This is a genomic window from Enterocloster lavalensis, from assembly GCF_046603895.1.
Taxonomy (GTDB): domain Bacteria; phylum Bacillota; class Clostridia; order Lachnospirales; family Lachnospiraceae; genus Enterocloster; species Enterocloster lavalensis.
This window is the reverse complement of the sequence record NZ_CP176637.1, coordinates 5996578-6011018: the sequence shown is the minus strand read 5'-3', so window position 1 is coordinate 6011018 and position 14441 is coordinate 5996578. Positions and strand designations below refer to the sequence as shown.

The following is a 14441-nucleotide window of genomic DNA, read 5'->3' as shown; positions in this document are numbered from 1 at the left end:
AAACTCCTTTCTACAATGGGCGGCACATCATTTCTGCGCCCCGAATCCGTTCCAGAAATAGGTCAGGCATCCGATCAGCTTTCCGGCTGCGATGGATATAATCATGTACTGGAGCCCCACCGCCAGGTGGATTCTCCGGCTGATCACCGGCAGGGCCTTTAGGGTTTCCGCCAGGCTCATCACCAGACAGCCCACAAAGATGCCCGCGGTGAGCCCAAAAATACCCAGAAACAGCGGGCCGAAAAAACTGCCCAGGGGGATGGGGATTTCGTACAGATCCGACACATTTCCCAGGACTCCTCCCGCCACGATAACCGTCTCATAGAGGATCAGGTGCCTTCTGGTCCCGGTCCGGCCCATCAGGCGCGGAAACACGCCGATGATCGCCAGAAATGCGTAAACGCCGGCCGCGATGATGCCGCCGGCGCACAGGCCCGTGAAACCGAGAAATATCTGTTTAAGTAACATCAATCTTCGACTCCTTTCTCCCGTTCTCCGCGATCAGGGTCTTGCTGATGTTGTCCTCATACAGGCGCATCTCCACCTCCAGAGGGGTGGGATCGGTGTTCAGCTTAAACGCGGCCACATGGTTGAAAAAGATGACGATTCCCAGTGCCAGCCCGATGGAATAGCCGATTTCCAGAACGGTGAAGCCGTTTGATTCCTGTCCCATAACCAGGCGGTACACCTCGCCGAACACCTCGGTGACGCCGGAATCATTGTTGAAGGACATGATGGCAAAGGCCGCGCCGCAGAAGCAGACGGCGCAGACAAACAGCGTCTTGGCCCACTGCCAGGCGTACATGGGGGGAGTTGGCGGCTGGTAAGCGATAATAAAATCCACCTCCCCCACATTGTTCACCTGTATGGCGCTATCCAGCTGTTCCAGCTTTTCAATGACCTCCAGAGCGCTCATCACATAGCGGTGCTTCCGGTCTCCGGTGATATGCTTCACCTTCATGGCGCTGCATTTATTCTGAATGTTCTTATCTTCGCAGTAAACCTCCGCCACGTCCTTTAACACCACATCCTTGCGGTGAATCTCCGTGATCTGGTTCAGCTTTAAATAGACGGTCTTGCTCATAACGCCTCGTCCACCACAATGGATGCGGGGTTCGTCACAAAGGCGGGAACCAAACCGCTCTCAAGGGGCGCTTCCATCCGCACCAGGGTGCCTTCCTGCTCCACATCCCGTCCGCCAAATCCGGACAGGCAGTACCAGACGGCTGCGCACGCAAGTACCATTACGGCCGCCACGGCCAGCAGACTCCATACATGTTTTCCAAAGCCCATCATTTGACTTCACATCCTTTCGTTGGTCTCGCAGAGACGGTGGTCCGGTTTCCCAAAGACCTGCTCTGCGGTTTCGGTTAATTGGCTTCTGAAACTAGTATGGTTGGCTTTTTATTTTTTTATACGAACCGTTTCTACATCAAGCGTTACGACTCAAAACGTTTCCGCATTGCTTTTAAAATTCGTTTTTCAAGACGCGACACCTGCACCTGGGAAATTCCCAGGTCCTGGGCGATCTGCGTCTGGGTCTGGTTGTGGAAATAGCGCCGCACAATGATCTCCCGCTCCCCTTCCTCCAGGGAGGATAAAAGCTCCTTTAACACCATGCGGTTGATCAGGGCCTCGTGCTCGTTGTTCTCCTCCTCCAGCCGGTCCATGAGACACAGCTGGTTGTCGTCGCTTCCTCCCACCGGGCGGTATAAGGATTCCACTTCCGCCCCGGCTTCCATGGAGGCCGCCACCTCCTCACGGCTGACCCCTACCGACCCGGCGATCTCCTCGATGGTCGGCTCCCGGCCCAGCTCGTAGGTCATTTCCTCCCTCGCGCATTTTACTTTTAACCCCAGCTCCTTGATGGAGCGGCTGACCTTGATCATACCGTCGTCCCGGAGAAAGCGCTTGATCTCCCCGGTGATCATGGGCACCGCGTAGGTGGAAAATTTCACCTCAAAGGTGGTGTCGAATTTGTCGATGGCCTTCATCAGGCCGATGCTGCCGATCTGGAACAGGTCTTCCATCTCATAACCCCGCCCGGCAAACCGGCGGACGATGCTCCAGATCAATCCTACGTTATCCATCACCAGCTGATCCCTGGCCGTTTTATCCCCTTCGTGAGCCCGCAAAATTAATTTTAAGGTCTCATCCATGGCCGTCACCTGCCGATGAACTTTTTCATGGTCACCAGCGTTCCGCGGCCGGGTTCGGATTCCACCTGCACCTGGTCCATAAATGCTTCCATGAAGGAAAAGCCCATTCCGGACCGCTCTCCCGAAGTGTCGGTGGTGTACATGGGTTCCATTGCCTGTTTCACGTCGGGAATTCCAATTCCCGCGTCCCGGACGCAGACCGTCAGGCTGGTCTCCTCGCCGGACTGGGCCGTGAAGTCCATGTAAATGGTTCCCGCCTCTCCCTTGTAGCCGTGGATCACCGCGTTGGTCACCGCCTCGCTGACCGCGGTCTTCACGTCGTCGATCTCCTCCAGGGTGGGGTTTAAGCGGCTCATAAACACCGCGGTCACCACCCTTGCAAACTCCTCGTTCTGCGACAGGCTGTCCAGCTCCAGCCGCAAATGTTCCTTCTTCGTCTCCATCCTCTTATCCTCCATTTTTTCCTTCCTCCTATCCATTAATGGCTGACTCTTTATCTTCAAATCCGCGGATCAGTTTCGCCATCCCGCCCACGGTCAGGATGCGCGCCACCTGCGCGCCCGCGCCGTAGTAGGTCACCGCGCCGCCGCTGGCTCTCATCTGTTTGTAGCGCCCCAGCAGCACGCCGATGCCCGAGGAATCCATAAACTGTGTGTGCGAGAAATCAAACACAATGCGCCGGATATAGTTCTCCTCCAGCAGCAGATCGGTCTCAATCTTTAACTTCTTGCAGTTGTGATGGTCGATCTCACGCGGCAGGTGTATCACCAGCGTCTGCCCTGCGGCCTCATAGGCAAATGTTTTCTGCTCCATTTTTGTCACTCCTTTTTCCTTCTATGTTCAGACAATGGGCCGCAGGCAGCGCCAGCGGCCCATTGTCTTCAAAAAAAAGACACCACAAAAGATCTGTTTCATCTCTTGTAGTGTCTTTTCATTCCAATTTCGTCTTTTGCTGCTGTTATCAGTAGCCTCTGGCGTTTTGGGCCCTGGAGGCGTAGTCTGAATCCGGATAATTGCCCACCACCTGGTCGAACATGGCGTTGGCGTTGTCCGTATCCCCGGCGATCTGATACAGGCGGCCCACGTAGAACATGGCCTCCGGGTTGTCCGGTTTGATCTTTAAGCTGGCCTGGTAGTATTCCATAGCCTCCGACGTATTTCCGGCGTTCCACAGCTCCGTTCCCCTGGTCACCAGCACCTGGTACACGTTGGCTGTCATATCCGCCCGCACGTCGCTCACAATGGCCTGGACGGCCTCGTCGGTGATCAGGGAGAAATCCGCGTCCGCAAAGGATTTGGCCGCCGTGATCATGTCCCCGGCCCGGTAGGCCTGGAGCACGCCGATCAGGCTCTGGTACTGCACCATAACGGAGGTGTTGCCGTTCACCAGCTCGTCCAGCTGGGCCTGCACCTTGGCGGCGCTCTCGTCCAGCTCATCGTACTGGTTCTTTAAGGTCTCGTACTGCTGGCTGGCGTTGTTGAGCTTTTGCAGGTAAGGGATCATCTCCTGGTTGTGTTTCTCATTCAGCGCCTTCTCGTTGGCCGGCAGCACCAGGAAAAAGAATGCGGCCACGCCGATCACCAGGCCAATCACGATGTGCAGCACCGTGGACAGCCCTGTGTTTTCCTTGTAGGTGGGCGGCATGATCACGTCGTCGTCCTGCATCTGGCGGTGGGAAAATGCCTTGGCCATACGCTTTTTCTCCGCCTCCGCCCGCCCCGTGTTCTGCTTGACGATGGACATGTAGTACAGGGCCTTGGGGTTGCTCTTGTCGATCTGTAGGATCTTGTACAGGGAGCGCCCCGCCTTGGTGTAGTCCTCCCGGCCCATGTACAGCAGGGCCAAAAGCAGATGGGCCTTGACGAAATGGGGCTTCGCCTGGACCACCCGGGCCAGCTGCATGATTGCCAGGTCGTCGCTGCCGTTCTGGGCGTGCCACAGCGCCTGGTTGAATGTCTTGATGTTCTGGCTCTCGATCTCCAGCTGTCCGGGCTTTCGCTGAATCTCGTCCAGGTAGTGGTCCGCCAGGTTTTTCTCCGGCTGCAGATTCAGGCTGATCACCCACTGGACCAGGGCGTCCGATACCTCCCCGCTCTCATAGTAGATCAGCCCCAGAAGATTTCTGGCATCCGTCTGATATTTATTGAAATACAAACTGTCCTTGAGCGACTGGGCCGCCCCGGACAGGTCGCGCATTTTTGCCTTTTCCAGGCCCAGATTGTAATAGCTGTTGGCTATCTGGGCATTTCTTTTCTGTATGTCCATAGTCACCGCCTATTTGTCGCTCATATTCTCCTTGATCAGTTCCATCATGATGTCCGTCATATCCGTCAGATCGCTCTTGACAATGGCGTCCTCAACGTCCTCTACGTCCAGGCTGGGTTTAAAACGCTCGATTTCCTCTTCAAAGTCTATCACTATTTTTCACTCCTCATGTATTCAGCAATTCTCTCGTAGCAGTTCAGACGGCGGGAAAATTGGTGCGGGAAGCCGCGTCAAGCTTGCTTGTAAGCGGGTTTTCGTGCCAATTTTCACATCGGATGGACATCCGATGCTTCTTAACCGTTCTTTTTCGGTCAAGAAGATAAGCCGTCTGAACTGTTACATTCTCTCAGTTCTCCGATCAGATACAGGGAGCCGGCGCAGAACAACAGCTGCTCCCCGGCCGCCTTGCGCATCTCATGAAGGGCGGTTCCGGCGTCCTCATACTCCCACACCGGGCAGTCCGCAAAGTCCCGGAATATCCCGGCAAGCTTTTCCGTGTCCAGTCCCCGGCTGTTCTTCATGCGGGCGATTCCAATGCCCCGCCAGGGAATTTCCCGGCAGATCGCTTCCGCCATACTCCGGTAATCCTTGTCCGCCACGGCGGCGAACAGCAGGTACGGCTCTTTTTCCCTCCGCCCGGTCACGTCGCGTACCGCCTCCAGAAAGGCTGCGATGCCGCCGGGATTGTGGGCGCCGTCCAGATAAAGCCCAGGCGCGGCCTGCTCCATGCGCCCTGGCCAGCGGGTGGCCCGGATGCCGCGCCGCACAGCCCCGTCGTCCGCCGTGATCTCCGTTCCCCGAAGGATCTCCAGGGTGCGGACCGCCAGCATGGCGTTGCGGGCCTGATAGCGGGCCTCAAAGGGCACCGCCAAATCCAGATTGCGGCCGTCCCTCATCCGGGCGCTCATAAGGAAGCCTGTCCCATCGTCCAGACTGCCGCGAATCTCAAAATCGTCCTCCCCCACCGGATACCGGGGCGCGTCCAGAAAATAGGCCCGGCCCTCGATCACAGCGGAGGCCTCGGGCTGTCCGTCGTCGAAAATCACCGGCACCCGCGCCTTGATGATACCGGCCTTTTCCGCCGCGATGGCGGAGATAGTATCTCCCAAATATTGGGTGTGATCCAGGCTGATGGAGGTGATCACGCAGGCCAGTGGGGACTCGATCACATTGGTGGTGTCCAGGCGGCCGCCCATGCCGGTCTCCAACACCACCACATCCACCTGCTTCTCCCGGAACAGCACCATCGCCATATAAAACAGAAACTCAAAAAACGTGGGGTGGCATTTCCCCTGCTCCACCATACGCTCCGTCACGGCTAACACCGTGGAAAAGCTCCGCTCAAAGCTCTCCCGGTCCGTCATCTCCCCGTTGATGAGAAAACGCTCCCGCACCTGCTCCAGGTGGGGTGAGACGAAAGTGCCCGTGCGGTAGCCCGCCTCTTTAAGCGCGCATGTCAGAAACGCGCATACGGAGCCCTTCCCGTTGGTCCCGGCCACATGAACGGCCTTCAGGGCACGGTCCGGATTGCCCATGGCCTCCAGATATGCGCGCACATCCTCAAGTGAATTTTTCTGTTTGGTCCACATCGGAATTTCCAGCAGATATTCCTCCGCATTCACCATAAATCTACCCGTCTTTCCAGTCCGTCTCACGGACCTTTATCAGTTTACCCCAAAATTTCCCGAAGCGCAACCGGATATTCCCGACAGACTTCGACACTGGAGCCGTGGGGCCGGCCATGTGTAGGTGCGGAGCCCGGGAACCCGGCCATCTGTAGGCGCAGGGCCCGGGAGCCCGGCCATCTGTAGACGCAGAGCCCGGGAGCCCGGCCATCTGTAGGCGCAGGGCCCGGAGCCCGGCCATCTGTAGGCGCAAGGCCCGGAACCCGGCCATTCATATGCACAGAGTCCGAGGGGCCTCCCTTTCATGCACGCGGAGCCCGGAGGGCCGGCCAACTTTCCCGCCGTCCCCTCCCGGGCCCCCCGCTGTCAATTTTCCGCCACCGTATTTTCCCGCTTGCTTCCCACCGGCACCTGCGCCAGCACGATGGCGCCGAACATGATCACGCAGCCGGTGATCTCCCTTGCGTTTAACTGCTGGCCCAACAGGAACCAGCCCGCCAGCACCGCGATGCTGGACTCCAGGCTCAGAATCAGGGAGGCCACGGTGGGATTCATTCCCTTCTGCCCCACGATCTGCAGGGTGTAGGCCACGCCGCAGCTCATCACGCCCGCGTAGAGCACCGGCACCCAGGCCGCCAGAAGCTGGCTGAGCTTCGGCTCCTCAAAGAGAAAACCGAACAGCCCGGAGAGCACTCCGGCTACCAGAAACTGGATGCAGGAGAGTTTGACCCCGTCCGCCATGGGCGAAAAATAGTCGATCACCAGGATGTGCACGGAGAACAGCACCGCGCACACCAGCATCAGCAGGTCGCCGCGGTTGATCCCTCCGCTGCCGCCCGTCATACACAGCATGTACAGGCCTACCACGGCCATAACCACGGCCCCCCAGATCAGGGGGCTGCACTTTTTGCCGAAAAACAATCCGAGAAGCGGCACGATCACAATGTAGCAGGCCGTGATAAATCCGGCCTTTCCCACCGTGGTGTACTGGATTCCGAACTGCTGGAAGTTGCTGGCGAGAAACAGGGCCAGACCGCAGCAGATGCCGCCCAGAATCAGGACTTTTTTATTTTCCGCCGGGACCTCCTTCTGCCGTCTCTTCCCCCGGTCCATCGCAATGATCAGCGGAACCAGAACCAGAGCGCCGATCAGGCAGCGGGCGCAGTTGAAGGTGAAGGGCCCCACATAATCCATTCCGGCGCTCTGGGCCACAAAGGCCACGCCCCAGATGGTGGCGGTTAACAGTAACAGCAGTGAATTTTTCAGTCTCATGTTTTCCTCGTCCTTTATAATCCGTTATCCCGGCAAAATCGGGCTCAGGCTGTAATTGATCGCAACGTCCTTGCGCACGTAATTGCGGTTGAAATTCCCCAAAATCCTGCGCACCACCCGCTCCCCGTTCTCGTAGGTGGTGGTGGGCAGAAGAATGATGTACTGGCTGACGCTGTAGCGGGAGAAGGCGTCGCTGGAGCGCAGGGAGCACTTGACGGACTGTTTCAGCCGCTCCATGGCCCGGGACTGAATCTCCGGCCGCAACATCCGCCCCTGCCGGTCGCTGACCGTCAGAAGGCAAAGATAGATGGAATCCCCGCTGCGCTCCACGCCCCGCTGCTCGATCTGAAACAGCCGCTTGAACACCGCGTACTCGCAGAGGTACGCTCCGTCCTGCCCGGAGTTCGCCTCCCCCAGCTCCCTCTGGATCTGATCCAGCTGGGCTAAGGCCGGCCGCTCCCTGCTGCTGATCACCCGGTACAGCTCCTTAAAGGACTCGGACGGCGTGATCAGCTTGTCGCGGTAAAACATTTCCGTAGTTTCATTGTAAAGCTTTAAGGCCTCCTCCTGGCGTCCCTCCAGAAAACTGGCGTAGATCAGGTGGTAGTAAAAATGCTCGTCGTAGGGGTCGATGTCCGCCGCTCTCCGGCAGAGGTCCACGGTCTCCTCATAACGCTTCTCCCCGGTCAGGTAGGTGGCCGTCCGGCACACCACCTTCTGGTAGAGGGAATGATAATAGGCGCTGATGGGGATCACCCAGGACTCGTCCCCGGACTTTGGCAGGAAATAGCCGCGGTAAAGCGCAACCGCCTCCATGGCCTCATCGTACACCCCGGCCATGGGCCTTCCCGGGTCCAGCACCAGGTGGCAGAGCTCCTCAAATCGCTCTGCGTCCACCCGGCAGCCCAGGCTTTCCGAGCTCCAGGCGTAGGTGCCGTGCCGGTTCACCAGCAGCTCCTGGGCCGGGAATCCCGCTGCCTCCAGCATCTTGCGCACCCTGAATACCAGGGTTTTCAAAGCGCCGTAAGGATTGTCCTGGCTCTCGTCCGGCCAGATGGCGGCGAACAGGTCCCCGATTCCCAGCTCCTTTTTGCGGTTCATGATCAGGAAGCACAGCAGGCTCCAGGCCTTCCGGGAACGGTTGTCGTTGTCCCCCATATTCTTCTCCCCAAGGGTAAGGGAGAATCCCCCCAATGTGTTGACCTGGATCACCGGCCGTTCTTCTGATGTGTAATTCATGTCTTATCTTCCCCCTTATTAGTCAAAACCAAATGTTACAATCATCCCAGCAGCTGGGCCAGCCTCGCTTTCACCTGTTCCATCATCTGGGAATACTTTTCCAGTTTTTCCTTCTCCGCATCGATCTTAGCCTGAGGCGCACGGCTGACAAACTTCTCATTGTTCAGCATGCCATAGGAGCGGGCAAGCTCACCCTCCAGCCGTTTCTCCTCGCCGCGCAGGCGCTCGATCTCCTTGCCGATGTCCACCAGGTCCGCAAAGGGCATGTAGATGGCCGCTCTTGGGATCACCGCGGACACGGCGTCAGGGGCGATGCCCTCCTTGTCCTTCTGCAGAACCACCTCGTTGGCATAACCCAGGGAGGCGAAAAAGCTTCTGCTGTGCTCGAAGATTCCCAACAGCGCCTCGTCCTCGCTGACCACGTACACCTTGGCCCGCTTGCTGGGCGGAACGTTCATGTCGGAACGCACGCCGCGGATGGCGCGCACCGCCTCCTTGATGGTCTCGGTGGCGTTCTCCTCCTCCTTGAAATTCCAGTCGTCCCGGTAAAGCGGCCACTGGGACACCATGATGGTCTCCTCTTCCTCCTGGAGGTTACAGAAAATCTCCTCCGTGATAAAGGGCATAAAGGGATGGAGAAGCTTTAACGCGTTGATCAGCACGGTCTTTAAGGTCCATACCGCCGCTGCCTTGGTGGCGTCATCTTCATTGTACAGCCTTGGCTTCACCATTTCAATATACCAATCGCAAAATTCTTCCCAGATAAAGTCATAAACCTTCTGGAGGGCGATTCCCAGCTCGTAGCGGTCCAGATTTTCCGTCACGTCCTTAGCCAGGGTGTTGACCTTGGAGAGAATCCAGCGGTCCGCCATGGTCAGGCTGTCCAGGGTAACGCCGGCCACATCCGGCGCTTTTTCGATGTTCATCATAATGAAGCGGGAGGCGTTCCACACCTTGTTGGCAAAGTTGCGGCTGTTCTCCACACGCTCCCAGTAGAAACGCATGTCGTTGCCGGGCGCATTTCCGGTAATCAATGTCATGCGCAGGGCGTCGGCGCCGTACTTGTCGATCACTTCCAGGGGATCGATGCCGTTGCCCAGGGACTTGCTCATCTTCCGGCCCTGGGAATCCCGAACCAGACCGTGGATCAGCACGGTGTGGAACGGTGACTTCCCGGTCTGCTCCAACCCGGAGAACACCATGCGGATGACCCAGAAGAAGATGATGTCATAACCGGTCACCAGCACGTCCGTGGGGTAGAAATACTCCAGGTCCTCGGTCTTTTCCGGCCAGCCCAGGGTCGAGAAGGGCCACAGGGCGGAGGAAAACCAGGTGTCCAGGGTGTCCTCATCCTGCACGAAAGAGGTGCCGCCGCACTTGGGGCACTTGCAGGGCGCTTCCTTGGCTACCACGATCTCGCCGCAGTCCTGGCAGTAGTAGGCCGGAATCCGGTGGCCCCACCACAGCTGGCGGGAAATGCACCAGTCGCGGATGTTCTCCAGCCAGTGCAGATAAGTCTTTCCAAAGCTCTCGGGCACGAATTTCAGCTCGCCGGTCTTAAGCGCCTCGATGGCGGGTTTTGCCATCTCCTCCATCTTTACGAACCACTGCTGCTTCACCATAGGCTCCACCGTGGTCTTGCAGCGGTCGTGGGTGCCAACGTTGTGGGAGTGGGGAACCACCTTGACCAACAGGCCCTGGTCCTCCAGATCCTTCACAATGGCCTTTCTGGCCTCGTAGCGGTCCATGCCGAAGTAAGGACCGGGTACGTTCACGGTGGCGTCGTCGTTTAAGATCACGATCTCTTCCAGGTTGTGGCGCTTGCCCACCTCGAAATCGTTGGGGTCGTGAGCGGGGGTGATCTTCACGCAGCCAGTACCGAACTCCTGGTCTACGTACGCGTCGGCGACCACCGGGATCTGGCGGCCGGTCAACGGCAGCTCCAGCATTTTCCCGACAATGTCCTTGTAGCGCTCGTCCTCCGGGTTCACCGCCACGGCGGTGTCGCCCAGCATGGTCTCCGGACGGGTGGTGGCGATCTCCACAAAGCGTCCGGGCTCGCCTACTACCGGGTAGTTGATGTGCCAGAACTTTCCTTCCTGCTCCACGTGCTCCACCTCGGCGTCGGAGATGGAGGTCTGGCAGACCGGACACCAGTTGATGATCCGGGAGCCCTTATAGATGTATCCCTTCTCGTACAGCTTGACAAATACCTCCAGAACCGCGTCGGAACAGCCCTCGTCCATGGTGAACCGCTCCCGGTCCCAGTCCGCGGAGGAGCCCATCTTGTGCAGCTGGTTCACGATGCGGGTGCCGTACTCCTCTTTCCAGTCCCAGCACTTCTCCAAAAAGCCGTCCCGGCCCAGATCGTGCTTGTCGATGCCCTCCTGCTTCAGCTTGTCGATGACCTTGACCTCGGTGGCGATGGCCGCGTGGTCCGTGCCCGGCTGCCACAGGGCCTCGTAGCCCTGCATCCGCTTGTAGCGGATCAGGATATCCTGCATGGTGTTGTCCAGGGCGTGTCCCATGTGCAGCTGTCCGGTGATATTGGGCGGGGGCATCACGATGGTGAAGGGCTTTTTGTCCTTGTTCACCTTGGCGTGGAAATACTTTCCGTCCAGCCACTTCTGGTACAGGCGGTCCTCAATGTCCGCCGGATTGTAAGTTTTTTCCAATTCTTTCATTGATCTCACATCTCCTTTTCTGCCGGGCCTGCGGGGTGGTTTTTTTACATATAAAAACGCCCTCTGCAAACCCCTATTGTCTGCAAAGGGCGATCGTAACCGCGGTACCACCTTTGTTCACCGGGAAATTCCCGGCCTCATTGCGGCTGTTAACGGGGGCCGCCCGGGAACGCCTATCCGCCGGTAAAAAAGCGTGTCAGTGTTCCGGCTCCGAAGCTACCTTCCGCTGCGCCTCTCCCGGACGGCCTTTCAGCCTGTGAGCCGTCCTCTCTGCCGGCGGCGCCGGCGTACTCCTCTTCTTCACTGCCATTATTCAGATATATACTTTCTCATGATAATGATAATCTGCCGTTTTGTCAAGCAGTTTCTTTCACCTGCTCCTGCTCCCGCCAGCCCTTGCACACGTCCACCCATTTCTCGCAGCCCGAGGACAGCTCCAGCTCCGGGATGCTCAGGCGCACGGCGCTGTTGGCGCTGCCGCAGGCCGGGTATACTTCCTCAAACCGTTTCAGGGACTGGTCCAGGAATACCCGGACGCCGGGTTTTACGCCAAAGGGGCAGACGCCGCCTACTGCGTGGCCTACCAGGTCCTCGGCCTCCTGGGGGTGAGCATCTTCGCTTTGGTTCCGAACTCATCTTTGTATCTGCGGTTGTCTACCTTGGCGTCCCCGGCGGCTACTACCAGGACGGGCGCTCCGTCTACCATGAAGGATAAGGTTTTGGCGATGTGGGCCGGCTCACAGCCTACTGCCTGCGCCGCAAGATCTACCGTGGCGCTGGATACGTCGAATACCTGGACGCGTCCGCCCAGATTGAAATGGTTTAAGTGATCTTTTGCTATGTTAAATGCCATGTTTGGTTCCTCCATTTTTATGATGTTGGGGGTGATATATTCTGACCGCACGATACTGTGTTTCCTGGGGTTAGGGATGGGGGTGTTCCGGCCGCCCGACGGCTTATCTTCTTGACCGGAAAAGACCGGTCAAGAAGCATCGGATGTCCATCCGATGGGAAAAATGCTGGAGAAAGCCGCTTACAAGCGAGCTTGACGCGGCTTTCTCCAGCATTTTTCCCGCCGTCTATTCTGTTTCGTTATATCATTACCCGGTATTCCTGCTTCCATTGTTGGATCATTTTCGCGGATCCCTCGGCTCGCTTGACAGGGTCCTTTTTAAACAGCTCACGCAATCGCACTACGTCCTCGTTCACAAGCGCGCTTTGGCGGGCTGTCTCCAGCTCCTTCTCCCACTCTTCGATCAGCTCCCTGGTAAACAGGGCGTGGTAGCGCTCTCCTATGGGCAGCGCCGGCTCGAACACGGTCAGGTAGTAAATCTGCTTTAAGGTGCCCATGTCCTTGTTCATGTTGTAGGATTTGTCCAGTGCCTTGAAGGCACGGTCAAACTGGAACATCTGGGCGTAGGAAGCTCCCAGATTATGGTAGATTCCGGCCAGAAAACCGTCGTCCACCACCTTGTCTTTGGGATATTCCAAAAGCCGCTCGTAGCGTTGGGCCGCCTTGCCGTACTGCTTTTTGTGGAACAGGTCGTCCGCCCTGGCCTTGGCGTACTGGGCCGGGTGAAGCTTTCTTAAGCCCGCCACGGTCTGGCGGAAGCGGCTCTGCTCCTGGTCCGTGTAATAGTCGCACTCGGACAGGATCAAAAACAGCAGATCGTCGCTTTTTGATTTGCCGTCCATCAGCACCTTCAGCTTGTCCGCCAGATAGGCCATGTCCAGCTCTTCCCGGATAAAGACCAGAAGGGATTCGTCCACAAAGTCCTCCATCACCAGAAGCGGGTGATTGTAGATCACATAACACAATTCCTGGGAGGAGTGGATGTGGATTCCCAAAATCTCAATATAGTAAGGATGTTTCACCGGCTCATACCGGCACAACAGCAAACTCATAGCGTCACCTCTTGCTTAATCACCGCGTCCGAGGCCGGAAACAACTCCCCGAAGCCCTTGTCCCGGATCACCGTCACCATGGTCCGCTCGTCCAGAAAGGCCAGGCTCATCTGAATCCTGGTGGTTCTGGGGGGACGCTTGGGGAATCCGGTCAGGGGAATCCGCACCAGTTTCTTTTTCTTGGAATCTAACGGCGTGATCGTAAACTCGATTTCGTTCTGGTCGTCCAGAATAAAATCCATGGTACTCTTGGACTCGTACCAGTTGTCCCCGTAGGACGCCAGCACCAGCGAACCCTCCTTCTGCCCTCTCACCACCCGCATGGACACCTCTGTCTTGAGCCTGCCCTCGCAGATGAAAATATAGGGGTAGGATGTGGCGCTCTGCCGGCAGTCCGCGCCCTTGTAGGCCGCTCCCCTGGCGAAGAGCACCGGCTCCGCGAACACCTTCTTGCGGTGGCAGACCAGCTTCATAAACTCACCCGCCCAATCCGTGCGGTCGAACCCCTTTCCCGTCAGAAAGATGGAGGAAAACAGCTTCTTGGACAGCAGCCGCTCCCCGCAGGAGCAGAGAATCCGGTCCGCCAGACGGCTGCCCGACGGGGAATCCAGAATGTCCAGATTGAACGCCTCCTCCATATTTTCGCTGTCGGCCTGAACCATGTTCCGGCGCAGCCCCCGCTGCACCTTCATCTCATAGTAGCAGAGACGCTGGTTGGATAAATCAAACAGCCCCACCTGGTTGGTCCACAGATCCTTTTTCTGGCTCAGCACATAGTAGACAAAGCTCTCCATATGGCTGATCACGTGAACCTTCTCCCTGGGAATGCCCAGAAAATCGGCGCAGTACATCAGCGTATCCGTCATCTTGGCGTCCACCTGCTGAAGGGAAATCACCAGCTGGTCCACCTCATTCTCCCCGAATTCCTTTATGGGGTACTCTAACATTTTCCGGACAAACAGGTTTAACAGCTCCCGGCCCGTGTAACGGATCCCCCCGATGGTGGAGGTTCCGTCCTTGCGGACCATCTTCAGAAGCTTGTCCACAATCACACCCTCGCCGACCAGGGTGCAGGCGTAGGCCTCCTCCCCCGCCAGCCAGACTTCTTCCTGCTTCTTGCGGCATATCACCGTCGGAATCGTCCATGACTTTTCCTCATCATAACAGCTGATCCTGGTATAGTCGTCATTCAGGTCCAGCCCAATCACAAGCCCGTCCATAGACAGCCCCTTTCCTCACAATATATTCCTCATAACCGGACAAGGCTCCGCCCGGTTGTCAATCCTCAGAC

The 14441-nt window shown here is 57.5% G+C and carries 14 protein-coding genes, 1 pseudogene and 1 other annotated feature; all 15 genes and pseudogenes read right to left on the bottom strand.

Annotated elements, in window-relative coordinates; translation table 11 throughout:
• Positions 1-27: 27 nt before the first annotated feature.
• Positions 28-471: a stage V sporulation protein AB gene (locus ACK2JC_RS26970; protein WP_206196977.1), complete on the bottom strand. Its 444-nt coding sequence runs from the start codon at positions 469-471 to the stop codon at positions 28-30.
• Positions 458-1084 (bottom strand): stage V sporulation protein AA, encoded by a 627-nt coding sequence (locus tag ACK2JC_RS26965; protein WP_320937906.1) that lies wholly within the window; start codon positions 1082-1084, stop codon positions 458-460. Before ACK2JC_RS26965 ends, ACK2JC_RS26970 begins: the two co-directional genes overlap by 14 nt.
• The gene (locus tag ACK2JC_RS26960; protein ID WP_320937907.1) at positions 1081-1296 is read right to left on the bottom strand and encodes a hypothetical protein; all 216 of its coding nucleotides are present in this window, start codon (positions 1294-1296) and stop codon (positions 1081-1083) included. The genes ACK2JC_RS26965 and ACK2JC_RS26960 overlap by 4 nt, the downstream gene beginning before the upstream one ends.
• A 143-nt stretch (positions 1297-1439) precedes the next feature.
• On the bottom strand, positions 1440-2159 hold the full coding sequence (gene sigF / locus ACK2JC_RS26955; protein ID WP_007711935.1) for an RNA polymerase sporulation sigma factor SigF: 720 nt from the start codon (positions 2157-2159) through the stop codon (positions 1440-1442).
• Positions 2160-2164: 5 nt separating this feature from the next.
• Positions 2165-2602: an anti-sigma F factor gene (spoIIAB, locus tag ACK2JC_RS26950; RefSeq protein WP_320937911.1), complete on the bottom strand. Its 438-nt coding sequence runs from the start codon at positions 2600-2602 to the stop codon at positions 2165-2167.
• Between the two features lie 28 nt (positions 2603-2630).
• Complete coding sequence (locus ACK2JC_RS26945; RefSeq protein WP_024734837.1) at positions 2631-2972, bottom strand: anti-sigma factor antagonist; 342 nt, start codon at positions 2970-2972, stop codon at positions 2631-2633.
• Positions 2973-3120: 148 nt separating this feature from the next.
• Positions 3121-4425: a tetratricopeptide repeat protein gene (locus tag ACK2JC_RS26940; protein ID WP_368271780.1), complete on the bottom strand. Its 1305-nt coding sequence runs from the start codon at positions 4423-4425 to the stop codon at positions 3121-3123.
• Positions 4426-4434: 9 nt separating this feature from the next.
• The gene (locus tag ACK2JC_RS26935; protein ID WP_007711938.1) at positions 4435-4578 is read right to left on the bottom strand and encodes a hypothetical protein; all 144 of its coding nucleotides are present in this window, start codon (positions 4576-4578) and stop codon (positions 4435-4437) included.
• A 158-nt stretch (positions 4579-4736) separates the two neighbouring features.
• Positions 4737-6050: a folylpolyglutamate synthase/dihydrofolate synthase family protein gene (locus ACK2JC_RS26930; RefSeq protein WP_320937908.1), complete on the bottom strand. Its 1314-nt coding sequence runs from the start codon at positions 6048-6050 to the stop codon at positions 4737-4739.
• A 366-nt stretch (positions 6051-6416) separates the two neighbouring features.
• Complete coding sequence (locus tag ACK2JC_RS26925; RefSeq protein WP_276953835.1) at positions 6417-7322, bottom strand: DMT family transporter; 906 nt, start codon at positions 7320-7322, stop codon at positions 6417-6419.
• Positions 7323-7346: 24 nt separating this feature from the next.
• Positions 7347-8561 (bottom strand): BTAD domain-containing putative transcriptional regulator, encoded by a 1215-nt coding sequence (locus ACK2JC_RS26920; RefSeq protein WP_092360892.1) that lies wholly within the window; start codon positions 8559-8561, stop codon positions 7347-7349.
• Positions 8562-8602: 41 nt separating this feature from the next.
• Positions 8603-11245, bottom strand: coding sequence for a valine--tRNA ligase (locus tag ACK2JC_RS26915; RefSeq protein ID WP_411338152.1), 2643 nt, complete (start codon positions 11243-11245; stop codon positions 8603-8605).
• 82 nt (positions 11246-11327) lie between these two features.
• Positions 11328-11558, bottom strand: a binding site (T-box leader).
• A 43-nt stretch (positions 11559-11601) separates the two neighbouring features.
• Positions 11602-12098: pseudogene (locus tag ACK2JC_RS26910) on the bottom strand (YbaK/EbsC family protein).
• A 239-nt stretch (positions 12099-12337) separates the two neighbouring features.
• Positions 12338-13150: a hypothetical protein gene (locus tag ACK2JC_RS26905; protein ID WP_368272636.1), complete on the bottom strand. Its 813-nt coding sequence runs from the start codon at positions 13148-13150 to the stop codon at positions 12338-12340.
• Positions 13147-14370 (bottom strand): DUF5716 family protein, encoded by a 1224-nt coding sequence (locus ACK2JC_RS26900; RefSeq protein WP_368272638.1) that lies wholly within the window; start codon positions 14368-14370, stop codon positions 13147-13149. Before ACK2JC_RS26900 ends, ACK2JC_RS26905 begins: the two co-directional genes overlap by 4 nt.
• Positions 14371-14441: the final 71 nt, after the last annotated feature.

Coding starts and splice junctions, on each gene's coding strand:
- ACK2JC_RS26965 (WP_320937906.1), bottom strand. CDS start 1,084: ATGAGCAAGACCGTCTATTTAAAGCTGAACCAGATCACGGAGATTCAC.
- ACK2JC_RS26960 (WP_320937907.1), bottom strand. CDS start 1,296: ATGATGGGCTTTGGAAAACATGTATGGAGTCTGCTGGCCGTGGCGGCC.
- sigF (WP_007711935.1), bottom strand. CDS start 2,159: ATGGATGAGACCTTAAAATTAATTTTGCGGGCTCACGAAGGGGATAAA.
- spoIIAB (WP_320937911.1), bottom strand. CDS start 2,602: ATGGAGACGAAGAAGGAACATTTGCGGCTGGAGCTGGACAGCCTGTCG.
- ACK2JC_RS26945 (WP_024734837.1), bottom strand. CDS start 2,972: ATGGAGCAGAAAACATTTGCCTATGAGGCCGCAGGGCAGACGCTGGTG.
- ACK2JC_RS26940 (WP_368271780.1), bottom strand. CDS start 4,425: ATGGACATACAGAAAAGAAATGCCCAGATAGCCAACAGCTATTACAAT.
- ACK2JC_RS26930 (WP_320937908.1), bottom strand. CDS start 6,050: ATGGTGAATGCGGAGGAATATCTGCTGGAAATTCCGATGTGGACCAAA.
- ACK2JC_RS26925 (WP_276953835.1), bottom strand. CDS start 7,322: ATGAGACTGAAAAATTCACTGCTGTTACTGTTAACCGCCACCATCTGG.
- ACK2JC_RS26920 (WP_092360892.1), bottom strand. CDS start 8,561: ATGAATTACACATCAGAAGAACGGCCGGTGATCCAGGTCAACACATTG.
- ACK2JC_RS26915 (WP_411338152.1), bottom strand. CDS start 11,245: ATGAAAGAATTGGAAAAAACTTACAATCCGGCGGACATTGAGGACCGC.
- ACK2JC_RS26905 (WP_368272636.1), bottom strand. CDS start 13,150: ATGAGTTTGCTGTTGTGCCGGTATGAGCCGGTGAAACATCCTTACTAT.
- ACK2JC_RS26900 (WP_368272638.1), bottom strand. CDS start 14,370: ATGGACGGGCTTGTGATTGGGCTGGACCTGAATGACGACTATACCAGG.